12 protein-coding genes are annotated in these 13,072 nt (G+C 61.9%); 3 read left to right on the top strand and 9 right to left on the bottom strand.

Translation table 11 applies throughout. The features are described from left to right. The first annotated feature begins 242 nt into the window (after window positions 1-242). Complete coding sequence (locus tag NE851_RS06555) at window positions 243-440, top strand: DUF3311 domain-containing protein (protein WP_028756206.1); 198 nt, start codon at window positions 243-245, stop codon at window positions 438-440. Further along, window positions 430-1,905, top strand: coding sequence for a monocarboxylate uptake permease MctP (mctP, locus tag NE851_RS06550; protein ID WP_028756205.1), 1,476 nt, complete (start codon window positions 430-432; stop codon window positions 1,903-1,905). Before NE851_RS06555 ends, mctP begins: the two co-directional genes overlap by 11 nt. Before the next feature lie 81 nt (window positions 1,906-1,986). Here mctP and NE851_RS06545 read toward each other — a convergent pair whose 3' ends face one another. Beyond that, the gene (locus NE851_RS06545) at window positions 1,987-3,948 is read right to left on the bottom strand and encodes a HAMP domain-containing methyl-accepting chemotaxis protein (RefSeq protein WP_028757171.1); all 1,962 of its coding nucleotides are present in this window, start codon (window positions 3,946-3,948) and stop codon (window positions 1,987-1,989) included. 806 nt (window positions 3,949-4,754) lie between these two features. Here NE851_RS06545 and NE851_RS06540 point away from each other — a divergent pair. Further along, window positions 4,755-4,949, top strand: a complete 195-nt coding sequence (locus NE851_RS06540; protein WP_245433202.1) for a diguanylate cyclase domain-containing protein — start codon at window positions 4,755-4,757, stop codon at window positions 4,947-4,949. On the opposite strand, the gene NE851_RS06535 is transcribed toward NE851_RS06540, so the two are convergent. From NE851_RS06535 to NE851_RS06500, 8 genes are all read right to left on the bottom strand, one after another. Then, window positions 4,922-5,992, bottom strand: coding sequence for an LLM class flavin-dependent oxidoreductase (locus NE851_RS06535; RefSeq protein ID WP_028757170.1), 1,071 nt, complete (start codon window positions 5,990-5,992; stop codon window positions 4,922-4,924). The two genes, NE851_RS06540 and NE851_RS06535, sit on opposite strands and share 28 nt — an antisense overlap. Window positions 5,993-6,049: 57 nt before the next feature. Next, window positions 6,050-7,423 carry an LLM class flavin-dependent oxidoreductase gene (locus tag NE851_RS06530; RefSeq protein WP_028757169.1) on the bottom strand — a complete coding sequence of 458 codons (1,374 nt, stop codon included), beginning with the start codon at window positions 7,421-7,423 and terminating at the stop codon, window positions 6,050-6,052. Between the two features lie 37 nt (window positions 7,424-7,460). Further along, window positions 7,461-8,210 carry an ABC transporter ATP-binding protein gene (locus NE851_RS06525; protein WP_028757168.1) on the bottom strand — a complete coding sequence of 250 codons (750 nt, stop codon included), beginning with the start codon at window positions 8,208-8,210 and terminating at the stop codon, window positions 7,461-7,463. Beyond that, window positions 8,186-9,085: an ABC transporter permease gene (locus NE851_RS06520; RefSeq protein ID WP_028757167.1), complete on the bottom strand. Its 900-nt coding sequence runs from the start codon at window positions 9,083-9,085 to the stop codon at window positions 8,186-8,188. The genes NE851_RS06525 and NE851_RS06520 overlap by 25 nt, the downstream gene beginning before the upstream one ends. 34 nt (window positions 9,086-9,119) lie before the next feature. Further along, entirely contained in the window at window positions 9,120-10,145 is a 1,026-nt protein-coding gene (locus tag NE851_RS06515; protein WP_028757166.1) for an ABC transporter substrate-binding protein, read from the bottom strand. A gap of 309 nt (window positions 10,146-10,454) precedes the next feature. Beyond that, a complete protein-coding gene (locus NE851_RS06510; protein ID WP_097542531.1) occupies window positions 10,455-10,787 on the bottom strand; it encodes a hypothetical protein in 333 nt (110 codons plus the stop codon). 95 nt (window positions 10,788-10,882) lie between these two features. Continuing rightward, window positions 10,883-11,980 carry an ABC transporter substrate-binding protein gene (locus NE851_RS06505; protein ID WP_047612187.1) on the bottom strand — a complete coding sequence of 366 codons (1,098 nt, stop codon included), beginning with the start codon at window positions 11,978-11,980 and terminating at the stop codon, window positions 10,883-10,885. A 51-nt stretch (window positions 11,981-12,031) separates the two neighbouring features. Further along, on the bottom strand, window positions 12,032-13,072 hold the full coding sequence (locus NE851_RS06500; RefSeq protein ID WP_028757289.1) for an ABC transporter permease: 1,041 nt from the start codon (window positions 13,070-13,072) through the stop codon (window positions 12,032-12,034).

Genomic DNA, 13,072 nt, shown 5'->3' with positions numbered 1-13,072 from the left:
GGCATTTCACCCTTGCACCCATCTTGTGGGGATGAAACCAGCGTCCTAGGACTCCCCTCACGGCTGGCCGAGTGCGAGCCGTTGGGAGGAATTCACATGCGTTACATCAGCTTCCGATCGACCGGAAAACCGCAAGCGACCCGAACCGGGCCTGCCGCGGCCGCCGGCTGACAGACCTGCCTTCCACGCCGACAACTGGAACATGGCGACCGCCGCCCGCGGCGCCTGAAAGGGATCCCGACATGGAAAAACCACGTAGCAAGGCAGCGCTCTGGCTGCTTGTCATTCCGTTTATAGGTCTGCTCTGGCCGCCATTCTACAATCTCCGCGAGCCGGCTCTTTTCGGCTTTCCGTTCTTCTACTGGTATCAGCTTCTCTGGGTGCCGATCACCGCGACGCTGACCTGGATCGCCTATCGGAGCACCCGCCATGACGACTGACATCAACGGCACGGCGCTTGCCGTCTTCATCTTCTTTTTCGCGCTCGTCACCGTCATGGGCTTCGTCGCCAGCCGCTGGCGCAAGCCGGAGACACTCGCCCATATCGATGAATGGGGCCTTGGCGGACGCAACTTCGGCACCTGGATCACCTGGTTCCTCGTCGGCGGTGATTTCTATACCGCCTACACCGTGATCGCCGTCCCGGCGCTGGTCTATACCGTCGGCGCCTACGGCTTCTTCGCGCTGCCCTATACCATCGTCGTCTATCCCTTCGTCTTCATGGTCATGCCGGTTTTGTGGAAACGCGCCAAGGATTTCGGTTATGTGACGGCGGCCGACGTCGTTCACGGTCAATACGGATCGCGCAGTCTCGAACTCGCGGTGGCGGCAACCGGCGTCATCGCCACCATGCCCTACATCGCCCTGCAGCTCGTCGGCATGACGGCGGTGCTGAAGGCACTCGGGCTGCATGGCGAACTGCCGCTGGCGATCGCCTTCATCGTGCTGGCGCTCTACACCTATTCAGCGGGTCTGCGCGCGCCGGCTCTGATCGCCTTCGTCAAGGACATCATGATCTATATCGTCGTGATCGCAGCCGTCGCATTGATCCCGTCGAAGCTCGGAGGCTACGCCAATGTCTTTGCCTCGGCTGACGCGGCCTTCCAGGCCAAGGGTTCCGGCAGCCTGCTGCTCGGCGGCAACCAGTATGTCGCCTATGCCACGCTCGCTTTGGGTTCGGCGCTCGCGGCTTTCATGTATCCGCATACGCTGACGGGCATCTTTGCCTCCAACAGCGGCAAGACGATCCGCAAGAATGCGATCATGCTGCCCGCCTATACGCTGCTGCTCGGCCTTCTGGCGCTGCTCGGCTATATGGGCCACGCCGCCAACCTGAAGCTCGACAGCGCCAATGACGTCGTTCCCACGCTGTTCAAGACGCTGTTTTCGGGCTGGTTCTCCGGCTTCGCCTTTGCGGCGATCGCCATCGGCGCGCTGGTGCCGGCAGCGGTGATGAGCATCGGCGCCGCCAATCTCTTCACCCGCAATTTCTGGAAAGCCTATGTCGATCCCAAAGTCAGCGATGCGGGTGAGGCCAAGGTCGCCAAGGTGACGTCGCTGGTGGTGAAGGTCGGCGCGCTTCTCGTCATCATCTTCCTGCCGACGCAATTCGCCCTCGACCTGCAGCTGCTCGGCGGCATCTGGATCCTGCAGACACTTCCGGCCCTGGTGTTCGGTCTCTATACCAACTGGTTCCGCGCACCCGGCCTGCTTGCCGGCTGGTTCGTCGGCTTCTGCGGCGGCACCTTCCTCGTCTGGGATGCCGGTTGGAAACCTCTGCACCTGATCAGCCTCGGCGGCGAACCCTTCACCGTCTACACGGGACTGCTGGCGCTTGCGGCAAACATCGGTGTTGCGGTCGTGGTCAACGCCCTGCTTCCGGCCAAGGTTCCGGCTCGGGCCTAGGATGAAAATACGAAGGGCAGCAAACGCTGCCCTTCGTAACCATTTGCTTTCCAGCACAAGCTGGAGGGGGATCAGCTCGACTTAAAACTCTTCCCAATCGCCGGCCAGCGCCGCATTGCCATTCGCCTGGAGCGACTTGCCCACCTTGGCAATCATCTGGCGCGCCGGCGAGGCCACCGGTTGAGCATGCTGTGCCACGGCGGCGGGCTGCGATATGCGCTTTGGTGCCACCGCTCCGCCGATGTTGAACTGGCCCAGCAACTGGAACAGCGCGTCGGCTTCCTTGGCGAGGCTATGGGCGGCGGCTGTCGCTTCTTCCACCATGGCGGCGTTCTGCTGGGTGCCCTGATCCATCTTGTTGACGGCGGCATTGATCTCCTTCAACCCCGTCGCCTGCTCCTGCGAAGCGCCGACGATCGCCACGACATTGCCGTCGACCTGCTGTACCTGCACTGCAATTTCCTGCAGGGCTTTTCCGGTCTCGCCAACCAGGGCGACACCGCTTTTCACATGGCCATTCGACGCGTTGATCAGTTCCTTGATTTCCTTGGCCGCCTTGGCCGAACGCTGCGCCAACTCGCGCACTTCCTGGGCGACGACGGCAAAGCCCTTGCCTGCTTCGCCGGCGCGCGCCGCTTCGACGCCGGCATTCAGCGCCAGCAGGTTCGTCTGGAAGGCGATTTCATCGATGACGCCGATGATGCTGCCGATTTCGGTGGCGGAGGATTCGATCTTGCCCATGGCGTCGACCGCATCGCGAACGACGCTGCCCGAGCGTTCCGCATTTTCCTTCGTCTTACGAACGAGCTGGCCGGCTTCCTGAGCCCGGTTGCTCGAGTCGGCGACGGTGGTGGTGATCTCCTCCAGCGCAGCCGCCGTTTCCTCGACGGATGCAGCCTGCTGTTCGGTCCGCTTGGCGAGATCATCCGAGGCGGAGCGGATCTCCTGCGCGCCGCCGGCGATGGCGCTGGCGTTCTGGGCAACCTTCTGCATGGCGGCGCGGAGCTTTTCGACCGCGGAATTGAAGTCGGCTCTGAGCTTTTCCAGAGACGGAATGAACGGCGTGTCGATCTGCTGCGTGAGGTCACCGTCGGCCAGCGCCTGCAATGCGGTGCCCAGCCGGCCGACAGCCTGGTCCGTCTGCTCGGCCAGGGTGCGGCGTTCGCCGGCATCCTGCTCGAGCCGGTGCCGTTCCGCTACCGACCTCTTGGCTTCCGCATCGGCTTCCCGTTCGGCCTTTGCCGAAATGGCGTCGCGCAAGCCGGCCACGGCCCGTGCGAGCCTGCCGATCTCGTCGCCACGCGCTTCGAGGCGACGGTCGCCGTCGAGATTGCCCTCGGCCATAGCCTTCAGCGAAAGCTGAAGTTTTGCCAGCGGGCCGACGATCGTGCGTGCGGTGATGGCAGCGGCAATGATGGACAGAACAGCCGCAATGCCGAGCGCAGTCATCGCTATCGGCTTGAAGCCGCTCGCCGCGCTGCGAACCTCGCCGCCGATCGATTTGTTCAGCGCTTCCTGATAGTCGATGAATTTGTTGATGGCGCCAAGCCAGGCAACGAAGGCCGGCCTCGCCTGTTCGAGCAGGATCTTGCGGGCTGCCTCGCCGTCGCCCTTCTCCTGCAGCGCAATGATCTGGGCGACCAGCGGATTGGTCTTCGCCTGGATGTCGGCGATTTCGCTGAGAATGGTCTTTTCCTGTTCCGTCGCACCTGCCGGCGATGCAACCATCTCCGCCATGCGCTTTTCATTCTCGGCGTAAGACGCGGCCAGCTTTTCGATCAATGCCTCGGCAGTCTTCCGCTCATCGGCAGAGGTCACCAGAGTGACGTCACGGATCGCGATCGCCCGATCGTGCACGCTGCCGCGGTAGTTGATGGCAAAGCGCTGCTTGACGCTGTTGACGTCGTTGATCGTTTCAAGATTGTCGTTGATCTCAGCGACCTTGACCGCCGAATAGATGGTCAGGCCGGCCATCAGCAGAACCAGGAAACTGAAGCCAAGGGTGAGACGCACCGCGATCCCGAAACTCTTAATGCTCTTCATTCGCACTCTCCATCGTGTGGGCGAGGTTTGTTGAAACGTGTCTGGTCGCCAGGGTCGCGCGTGATATCTCGTTCAAATGCGAGGCCCTCGATCTGTCCCCGAATGCGCCGAAAGGCGCGTTTGCGCGCCGGAACGATGCCATTTGCATGCCCTTGCGCGTTTACCCTGTGAGTGCGCGGAGCCATCGCGCCCAAGATGCGAGGCGGTGTGTCAAAGTAACAACGTCGATATTATGCGAGATTTCGGGGCCTGGTGCGCCATCATGGCATAGGTGACGATCCTGAGACCGTCGCTCCGACATCAAAAAATTTAGGCGAATATATTTTATAGAGTGTAAACGGAGCCGACAGGGCGCCATTCTGCAGCGCTTTTCGTATATTTTCGCGGAAATTTGCGCATTCGCTGGGCATATGCCCGCATCAAGAGAATATGATAAGTTGTCCGGCAGAATTTGCACAGATCTTATGTTGTAAGATTAGACCGTAGCACTTTTCTTGCGCCCGATTCGAGCGACGATCTCGGCGAATGACCAACAATAATTACGAGTCTTTCCGGTTGTATTAGGACAGCGAGTCGATGCCGATCAGCGGAGTTCGCCGGTTGTTAAGCCCAACACTTTGAGAATTGTTAGAGGTTCTCATGGACGATGCGGCGTGGAAAGAAATGGGGCGGAGGTGGCACGCCGGGCTTCTTCCGAGTCAAAGCATGACGAGAACCCGGCAGCGAGCTGGCGGGAACTGCTCGACAGCGCCGTGCGCCTGGATTGGGAATGCCGCACTCGGACTGGGTCGGTTCCAGCCTGACCCATGCCGCCCTGTTATCGGTCGACATCGACCATTTCAAAAGCATCAACGACATCTTTTCATTCCATCGGCGATATCGTTCTGCGCCACGTTGCCGGCTTGCTGGGCGATGCCGGGAGGGAAGGTAGCCTGGCAATCCGCATGGGCGGCGAGGAATTCCTGCTTCTGCCTCAGCCGCGTAGCAGCGGCAGGAGCTGATCGCCCTGCCGCCTGATCTCGGAGAGATAGGGCGTGTCGGACAGCACGAAGTGGGTGATGCCGAGATCCTGGTATTTGCGCAGCGAGCGGGCGACATCCGCCGCCGAGCCGACCAGCCAGGTGGTGCCGGCACCGCCGCCGCCGAACTTGCCCGGCGCCGTATAGAGGTTGTCGTCGAGCACGTCGCCGCGCTCATGCAGCTCGAGAAGCCGCTGCTGGCCGACGGCGAGCACACGCTGGTGATCGTGCCAGCCGGTACCTTTGTTTCTCGCCATCTCGGCGACCTTCGCCTCGGCGTCGGCCCAGGCCTGTTCCGTGGTGTCGCGGACCAGCGTAGTGATCCGCAGGCCGAATTCCAGCGGCGGGAGGTCGCGGCCCAGCTCCCGGCTCAGCGCCTTGAGCCGGTCGATCCGCTCGCGGACACCATCCAACGGCTCACCCCAGAAAAGCTGGACATCGGCCTCGGCCGCGGCCACCCGCTCGGCCGCCTCCGAGGCGCCGCCGAAATAGAACTTGGGGTGCCGACGGTCGCCACGAACCTCTATACGTGGCGCGACGGTGGATTCGGCGACCCGGAAGTGCTCGCCCGCCGAGGTGACGTTTTCTTCCGTCCACAATCGGCGGACCAGACGCATGAACTCCCTGGTCCTGCTATAACGATGCGCCTGATCGCCCTCGCTGTCGCCGTAGGCGGCTAAGTTGTCCTTGCCCGACACAATGTTGATCCGCACGCGGCCGCCTGTGAGGTGGTCCAGTGTCGCCGCCGCGGATGCGAAATTCGCCGGTCGCCAATAGCCAGGGCGGATCGCGATGAGCGGTTCGAAGGTGGTGGTCCGTGCGGCGAGCGAGGCCGCGACGGTGAACGTGTCGGGGCGGCCCCAACCGGTGCCAATGAGCGCCCCCTTCCAGCCATGCTCTTCGAGCGCCCGCGCATGGCTGGTCAGCGTATCCAGGCTGTTGTGGTTCTCGACGGCGGAATCGCCGCGATGACCGGGTCTGACGTCGTTGGGAATATACCAGAGAAATTCGGAATGATTGCTCATGCGATGCTGCAGTTCTGTCGGTGATCGGAACACGGAAACCGGGAAGCCCCCGGGAGATCATACGGCGGCCTGCGCCTTTTGCTGCTGCACCTGAAGTGCGAAGCCATTCGGCGGGCGCTGGAGGCCGAGGTTCTCCCGCAGCGTCGTGCCTTCATATTCGTGCCGGAACAGGCCGCGCTTGCGCAGGATGGGGACGACCTGATCGACGAAATCGGTCAGCGCCGTGGGCAGCACCGGCGGCATGATGTTGAAGGCGTCGGCGGCTCCGTTCTCGAACCATGTCTGCATCGCATCGGCGATCTGCTCGGGTGTTCCGACAACCGTCCGGTGGCCGCGAGCGGTGGCGACCGCCAGATAGAACTGGCGCAGTGTCAGATTGTTGCGCGACACCAGGTCGGAAACCAGCTTGAGGCGGCTTTTGTTAAGTTCGGTATTATCGGGCAGGGGCGGGGCGGGGTCGTCAAGCGAGTAGCCGGAAAGATCGACGCCCCTGTAGTGGCGGGCGAGGATATTCCAGGCAATGGAGGGATGAACCAGGGATTGGATATAGTCGTAATTCGCCTGGGCTTCGGCTTCCGTGCCGCCGAGAACGGGGAATATCCCGGGACTGATCAGCAGTTCGTCCGGCCGGCGGCCGTAGCGGGCGAGCCGGCCTTTGACGTCGGAGTAGAATTCCTGCGCATCCTCGAGAGTCTGGTTGGCGGTAAAGATCATCTCGGCCGTGCGGGCGGCAAGCTCGCGTCCCGGTTCGGATGCGCCGGCCTGCACGATGACAGGATAGCCCTGAACCGGACGGCCGACGTTGAGCGGACCGGCCACCGAGAAGAACTTGCCCTTGTGATCGACGAGATGCACCTTGTCGGGATCGAGATAGACGCCGCTCTCCTTATCGCGGATGAAGGCGTCGTCTTCATAGGAATCCCACAGGCCCTTCACCAGGTCGACGAATTCCTCGGCCCGCTCATAACGATCGGCATGGGCGGGATGGCCGGCGATCGAAAAATTCTTCGAAACATCCGCGCCCGTCGTGACGACGTTCCAGGCCGCACGGCCCTTGGAGATGTAGTCCAGCGACGCAAACCTGCGGGCGAGAAGATAGGGATCCTCATAGGTCGTCGATGCGGTCGCGACGAAGCCGATATGCTTGGTGACCTGCGAGAGGGCGGCCCAGAGGGTCAGGGGCTCGAAATGCGCGCCCTGGGCGGTGCGACGAAGCGCTTCCGGGTCCTTGGCGCGGTCCCATCCCGCAGGACTATCGGCGACGAAGACGAGATCGAACTTGCCGCGCTCGGCGGTTTGGGCGAGCTCCCGGTAGTGATCGATATTGAGGCCGGCATCGGCCTGCGCCTCCGGATGGCGCCAGGCGGCGATATGATGGCCGGTCGCCATGATGAACGCGCCAAGCCGCATTTGCCGTTTCGATGTGCTCATTGGCTTATCTCCAGATCAAATTGAGCTGCTGCCCGTTTCAGGCAGCCTTGCGGCCCGGGAGGTCGACCCCGAGCCGGCTGAGGAGGTGGGCGCGGAATTGTGCAAAGCGCGGATCGCCATGATCGCGCGGCGTCGGCAGATCGATCTTGAGATCCTCGATGAGACGGCCTTCGTCGAGGACCAGTATCCGGTCGGCCAGCGAAATCGCCTCGTCGACATCGTGGGTGACGAGCAGCACCGCAGGACGGTGCCTTGCACACAATTCCCGCAGCAGATCGTGCATCTTCAGCCGGGTCAGCGCGTCGAGCGCGCCGAACGGCTCATCGGCGAGAAGTAGGGCCGGCTCCCGCACCAGCGAACGGGCAAGGGCGACCCTCTGCTGCTCGCCGCCCGAAAGCTGGTTCGGCCACGCCGTTTCCCGCCCTTCAAGTCCCACTTCCGCCAAAGCCTTCCTTCCGGCTTCCTGACCGGTGGTGCCGGCCAGGCCGAGCGTGACGTTTTGGATCACGCTGCGCCACGGCAGCAGGCGGGCATCCTGGAAAACCACCGAAAGGCTTTCCGGCGTCTCGAGGGTGCCGGTGCCCTCGACATCGTGATCGAGACCGGCAAGAGCCCTCAAAAACGTGCTTTTGCCGGAGCCGCTTCGGCCGAGCAGGGCGACGAATTCGCCTTCCTCGATGTCGAGATCGACGCCGTCAAGGATGGTCTTTTTCGCAAACCGGCGTACGAGGTTCCGCACGTGGACGGCCTTGGTCGCGGGCTTCAGTTTGCCAGGGTGCGGCGCCATGAGAGGACCCTCCGTTCGAGCAGACGGACGAGACCGTCCGAAATGAGACCCAGCAGCACATAGACCACCAGGCCGACGAGAATGACGTCGGTCTGCCCGTAATTGCGGGCAAGATCGATCATGTAGCCGAGCCCGCTGGTGGCGTTGATCTGCTCGACCACGACGAGAGAGACCCAGCAGAGGGTAACGGCAAACCGCAGGCCTAAGAGGAAACCCGGCAAGGCGCCCGGCAGCACCACCTGAAGGATGAAGTCCTTCTGGCTCATGCGCAGCGTCTCGGCCAGTTCGACATAACGGCTGTCGATGCTGCGGAGCGCATTATGGGTGTGGATGTAAATCGGCACGATGACGGCAAGCACGATGGTGGTGACCTTCATGCCCTCGCCGATGCCGAACCACAGGATCAGCAAGGGGATCAGGGCCAGCGTCGGTATCGCGCGTTTGATCTGGACCGGACCATCGATCAGGGCTTCGCCGATCCGGGACAGGCCGGCGACAACCGCCAGGAGCGTACCGATCAGCAATCCGATGCTCAGGCCGAGCAGGGCGCGCGTCGCCGACGTCACGAAATTGTCCTGCAGGCGGCCCTGCTCTATCAGCCTTGCGAAAGCCTCGATGACCGTCCACGGCGCCGACAGGATGCGCGGGTCGATCCATCCGAGCGCCGAGCCGACGACCCAGGTCAGGACAAGCAATGCCGGCCCGATCTGCAGCCCGAAAGGGATTGCGGGTCCTGGACCCAGCCTACGACGGGCGCGAGGGCCGGCGGAGCCAGTCGAGCCGGCCGGCCTTGCCGTTCGTGAAACTCGATGCGCAACTCTCCCGCCTGATGTCAGGGATAGTTTCGCCTCATCTGCATCCCAAGTGGTTGCCATGCTTCAGGTCTCCTCTCCGAAGGGACGTCGAACGTTACTGGCTCTTGGCGAGAGCCGCGGCACCGAGCTTTTCGAAACGGTTGTCGAAAATCGTTTCCACATCGAAAGATTGGTAGCCGAGCTCGTCCGCCAGCAGGTTGATGGTTTCCTGGTGGCGCTTCTTCACTTCGCTCCAATCGGCGGGAACGATCTGTTCGCCGGTCAGCTTGACGAGAAATTCCCCATCCTCCTGGCTGAGGCCCTGCTGACCGACATAATATTCCTTGATCCAGAGGTCCGGATTGCGGTTCACCCATTCGGTGGCGCGTGCCCACAGGCCAACATATTCGGAGAGAGCTGCCGCCTTGGCGGGATCATCGAGAACCCATTGCGGCGCATAAAGATGGCTCGGATCGTCCCGCAGGCCATGCTCCACGAGGGTCGCTCCGTCCGATCCATATTGGCTGATGTACCGCCTGATATAGACACCGCCGAGCGGCGCGATATCGACTTGCTTGCTCGCCAATGCCTTCGGATAGACGTCGCCGGTGCTCGGCAGTTCCACCAGGGTGACGTCGCTGCTCTTCAGACCTGCCGCATGCAGCGCCCGAAGGACGAGCGTGCCCTGGGCCTGGCCCGGGCTGAAGGCGATGCGTTTGCCGCGGAAATCGGCCAGCGTCTTGACGGCTGCGCCGGGTGCGATACCGAAGCGGTAGATGGGATTGGCGATTGGGTCACGACGTTCGCGATAGGCGATATTGCGGACGGGCAGGTTGTTCCAGTTGGCGAAGATCGAGGGGATCTCGGCCACCGATCCGACATCAAGCGCATGGGCGCGAAAAGCTTCCGACGTCTGCGGCCCGCCGCTGATATTGGCCCATTTCACTTCAAAACTGAGCTCTTTGTCGAGGCCGGACACTTCGAGAGCTTTCTGGGTGACCGGATCGCCGATCGTCAGCACCGTGCCTGGCGGCACTTTGGCAAGCAGGGGGGCATCTGCCTGGGCCGCCGCCGGACCATGAACGGCACTGAGACCAAGCAGACTGAACAACGCAATTTTGAATGTCTTTGCCAATGTCATCGTCGATCTTCCCGTTTCGGATTGTTGTTTGCAGGAACGATGCACGGTAAAATGGCGGATAATCTACTAAATCGGTAGACTATTTAGTTTAATAAAAGCGTCGCTGGTGGAAAATTGTCCCCAAAAGTCGAGCATCCGGAACGATCGCATCCGGCACCTTCGCAGGATGATCGGGGTGAGCAGGCGTAAAAAAAGCGCCTGGGACATCGTCCGCGGCGCTTAATAGGTCTCTTCTGTTGATAAGAGCAGGCGACGGCCGGAGTAATCGACCTTCGCCCGAACCGGCGTCGACGTCAAACTCGCCTGATGTCAGGCCGGTGCGTATTCGTTGGCCGAGAATACGTGGTGATGCACCTTGCCGGTGAAGAGTTGCAGGAGTTCGCCGGTGACTTCGCGGCTCTCGGACCGCACACCGGAAAGCAGTGCCGCCTTCACCGCATCCATATCGGGATAACGAATGGCGAGCGCCATGGCATAGATCGGGGCGCCTTCGTCTCGTTCCATTCCGTCCAGTACCCGGATTTCCTCGGCGCCCGGAAACTTCGTCCAGAGAGGGACGAGCCGCTGCCGCACGAATGCGCGGAATTCCGCTTCTCTGCCGGGATGGATTTCGCCTTCAAACAAAGCATAACGAATGATCATAGGGTCTCTTTTCCAAAACTCGCCGGAGCTGGATCGATGGTGGTGTGTTGTCGGAATATCAGGGCGTATCGGTCGATACGCCCTGACTGAAAGGCTTATTTGCCCCAGATTTTCTTGTATTGATCGCGGTAACCGTTGTCGGGATCGAAGCTGTTCTTCGGTCCGCCGTCAAACTCGACGTTTGCGCTCGTTACCACATGCAGCGGCGAGACGTAGCCCGACCAGGGAGCGCCGGCAAAGGCGCGGTTCAATTCGTCGACGAGTTGCCAGCCCTGAAGGTTGAGCGGCTCGGCGACCGTGACGGCCTGAAACTGCTTGGCGCGGATCCGCTGATAGGCGCTCTCCGAACCGTCGCCGGCGGCGACGTTCACCGGTTTTCCGTCGCCTGCAATACCGGCTGAGGCGAGCGAAGGTCCCATGAAGTCGTAGTAGAGGTCGTTGATCGCCAGGGAATGCGTCCACTTCGCGCCATATTTCTGCAGAAGCGAGGTGGTGAGCTGCGGCATGCGCTGAGAGGTTTCGGCAATCGGCGTGTCGACATATTCGAGCACCGTGCCGCCGAGATCCTCGATCTCCTTCTTCATGCGATCGGCCTTGGCGATCGCGATCGCATAGGTGGAGTCGGTGAAGATGATGACGCCGGGCTTGCCGCCGGCATCGGCAAAGGCCCAATCCGCCGCGGACTTCGACACTTCCATCGCATCGGTGGTGACGTTTGCGAAGACACCGACTTCGGGAACCGGACCGACAGCCGACGCCGCATGCCAGGAAACCATCGGAATGCCGGCAGCCTTGGCCGCTTCCATCGCCGGCTTCTGCTCGACCGCGTCGAAGCCGTTGATGATGATACCATCCGGCTTCAGCGCCATGGCCTGGCCGAAGGCGGCGGTCCGCCCGCCGATCGAACCGGCGCCGTCGAGCGCCTTCACCGTCCAGCCCAGCGCGCCTGCCGCTTCCTGAACGCCATTGACCACGCCGAGGATGCCGCCGTTCTTCATATCGGCGGCAAGAATGACGATGTTCTTTCCGGTCGCGCCCTTGGGGCCGCTCGTCGGGCCATCCCAGGCGCTTACCTTGGAAGCATACTTGTCGACCACGGCCTTGGCGTCGGCCATGGAATCGGCCAATGCCGGGATGCTCAGCATAACGGCGACGGTTGCGACCGTTGCCTGCAATAACATTCTGCGCTTCATGTTCACTCCTCCATTTTGTTTGTTGTGAAATGCCGGGATGAGCCGGCATCCTCATTTGGATGCGGGTGTGATCCTCCTCACAGCTCCGCGTTTGCGCTGGGCGTAACCTGCTATGCCGATGGCAATCAGCAGGGTGACGCCGTTGAACAGCGGTTCGACGAAGAACGATCCGCCGAATTGCTGAATTCCGGAAATTCCGACCGCCAGGATGATGACGCCGATCAAGGTGCCCCAGACGTTCACCCGTCCGGGCTTGATCGTCGTCGATCCGAGAAATGCGCCAACAAGCGCCGGCAGCAGATATTCGAGGCCGACGCTTGCCTGGCCGATCCGCAGCTTCGAGGCGAGCAGGACCCCGGTCAGGGCCGCCAGCAGCCCCGAGGTGACGAAGGCGCCGATCACGAATTTGCGGACCGGAATGCCATTGAGGGCGGCGGCCTTCGGATTGGCGCCGATGGCGTAGAGATACCGGCCGATCGGCAGGTATTCGAGCACGATCCACATGCAGATGGCGATCAGCAGCACGTAGAAGCCGGTGATCGGCAGGCCGAACAGCATGGTGCCGTTCAGCGCATAGAAACCTTCCGGCAGGACGCCGACCACCTGTCGCCCACCGGTGTGCCAGAGGGCAAGCGCGTAAAGAACCGTTCCTGTGCCGAGCGTCGCGATGAAGCTGTCGATCTTCGCGACCTCCACCAGCAGGCCGTTTATGAAGCCGGTGAAGACGCCGAGTGCGAGAACGATGAGGACTGCGACCGGCCAGGGCAGGCCGTAGGCCGTCTGCAGGCTGATGGCGAGAATGTGCCAGAGCACGATGCCATAACCGACGGTGAGATCGATGCGGCCCGACGCCATCGGGATCATCGCGGCGAGCGACAGAAGCGCAATGATTGCCTTGTCGGAAACGATCGAGCGGATGTTCAACACGGTCGGGAACGTATCGGGCAGCAGGATCGAGAAGATCACGATCAGGCCGACGGTCAGGATCACCAGCCCGTAAACCGGGATCAGGCGTCCGATCTTCTGGCCTGTGGACAGGCCGGCCATTTCGCTCTTGGTCGGCTCCAACGCCGTGGATTCAATGGATTGCAT

The organism is Rhizobium anhuiense bv. trifolii (assembly GCF_024346605.1).
GTDB lineage: Bacteria > Pseudomonadota > Alphaproteobacteria > Rhizobiales > Rhizobiaceae > Rhizobium > Rhizobium anhuiense.
This window is presented reverse-complemented; position numbering and strand designations above follow the sequence as displayed.